The following is a 1,095-nucleotide window of genomic DNA, read 5'->3' as shown; positions in this document are numbered from 1 at the left end:
CTGGAATTTTTCCTCGCCTGGGGGCGGGCCACCCGGCACCGGCTGCTGGGGAAGCCGCTGAAGTACCTCTTTGCCCGGTTCTGCCGCTATTTTAACGGGTTGGTGATTCCCTGCCAGGGCTCCCTGGAGGGGCGGCCAAGGATCATGCCCTATGAGAATATCCTCACCCTGCTCCGGAGGGCGGGGGTGGGACGGCTGCAGCCCTGTTCCTGCAAGGCTTACTACCTGCCCGCGGACAGCAGGATGCCCCGGGATACCTGCATGGGCTTCTTGTATGTTGAAGATATGAGCGATCTCTCCAGGGAAGGCTACCGGGATGATTTTATTGTTCCGGAGAAGGTCATAGCCAAGCTAAAAGAGTGTGAAGATTACGGCCTGGTCCACCAGGTCATGACCGTATCCCGCCCGGAAGGCCGCAAGGGCTACGTGCTCTGCAACTGCCATGCTGAATCCTGCATCCCCCTGGTTCTCTACCTGCAGTATGGCATCCCCATGGTCCAGGGCTCGGGACTCACAGTCCAGCTGACCGACCCCTCCCGGTGCACCCTTTGCCGGGAATGCATAAACCGGTGCATGTTCAATGCCGTTTACCTAAAAGGAAATGTCCCGGCGCTTGATGAAGTAAAATGCATGGGCTGCGGTCTCTGCGTATCCACCTGCCCGGCCCAAGTCCGCCGCCTCGTTCCGGGCCCGGGCATTAAGGAAAGGTGACAGCGCAGGCGGGCGCTTTATCATCGCCGGCAAAGCTGGAAAATCAGGCGGCCCCAGGCGGGTTCTTAACCGCTTCGCAGGCGGAGAGGAAGAATGCAATATAGCAATACAAAAGGAGATGGGGGGTTTTTACGTATGCGCGCTCAGAACCAGTTCAGTTCTAGATAATCCCTGGCTTTGCTTATATCGTCTTGACCCCTGTAGACCTGTTTGGTTAGAAAAACAATGACTAGAAAAAGAAGAGAACCTTTCGCGTCTTTAATCGGAAATCCGATTATATCCTGATAGATTTCCTCTGCGGCGAACCGGCTGCCGGGGTTGTAACGCGCCTCAATTTCTCTGAAGGGAACCTTCAGGTCGTAGATGGTGAGCGTTTCCCCGGCA

Annotated in this window: 1 protein-coding gene and 1 pseudogene; one reads left to right on the top strand and one right to left on the bottom strand. The window is 56.3% G+C overall.

The features are described 5' to 3' along the window. Positions 1-711: ATP-binding protein (locus ACE4YL_RS06290; RefSeq protein WP_461369386.1), on the top strand; the 711-nt coding region annotated here is incomplete at its 5' end. A gap of 143 nt (positions 712-854) precedes the next feature. Here the strand turns inward: ACE4YL_RS06290 and ACE4YL_RS06285 are convergent. Continuing rightward, positions 855-1,095: pseudogene (locus ACE4YL_RS06285) on the bottom strand (hypothetical protein); the annotation flags it as partial.

The sequence above is a fragment of the Candidatus Darwinibacter acetoxidans genome (assembly GCF_041936445.1).
Lineage (GTDB): Bacteria > Bacillota > Limnochordia > Darwinibacteriales > Darwinibacteriaceae > DTU010.
The sequence above is the reverse complement of the archived record's forward strand: the minus strand, read 5'-3'. Positions and strand labels throughout refer to the sequence as shown.